This window comes from Treponema sp. UBA785, from assembly GCF_002297065.1.
Lineage (GTDB): Bacteria > Spirochaetota > Spirochaetia > Treponematales > Treponemataceae > Treponema_D.
Genome location: NZ_DBJD01000052.1, coordinates 1 through 605 on the forward strand (window position 1 = coordinate 1; position 605 = coordinate 605).

At 45.6% G+C, this 605-nt stretch carries 1 pseudogene; it reads right to left on the reverse strand.

Going from position 1 to position 605, the window contains the following annotated elements:
• Positions 1–605 (reverse strand): annotated as a pseudogene (locus tag B2X33_RS04085) (sodium-extruding oxaloacetate decarboxylase subunit alpha); the annotation flags it as partial.

Below are 605 nucleotides of genomic sequence, written 5' to 3' on the forward strand. Positions count from 1 at the left end.
GGAGCAGACGCGCTTGCAGCTCCGAATGTTACATTGTAAGGAGTTCCGTCAACAGTAACATTGTCGCCGTTAGCAGTAACCTGATAGCTCTGTCCGTTTACAGTTACAGTGTAAGAGCCGTTTGCAGACTTAGTTTCCGCTTTTGGAGTCTCTTTAAGACCGAATGTCTTTTCTGCGTCAACAGGACCGTTTGCGCGAGTCTCAAAGAATTTAGCGGCAACTTTCGGGAACATAGCGTAAGTAAGAGTATCCTCAACAGAGCCGTTTCCGCCGTTTTTCTTCGCTTCTTCAACCATTTTGTCCCACTCAGGAGCAATGAGGTCAGCTGGACGGCAGTCAATAACTTTGTCCATTTTGTTAAGCTCAAGAGCTTTCTTAACGAGGTCAGCGTTTGGAGCAGCTGGAACTTTTCCGTATTTTCCAACGAGAAGGTCTCTGAATTCCTGAGTAAGGTTGTTGTAGCGTCCGAAGAGAACGTTGAATACAGCCTGAGTTCCGACAATCTGAGAAGTTGGAGTTACAAGAGGAACATATCCTACATCTTTCTGAACGAGAGGAATTTCTTTCAATACATCGTCGATTTTGTCAGATGCGCCCTGCTGTTT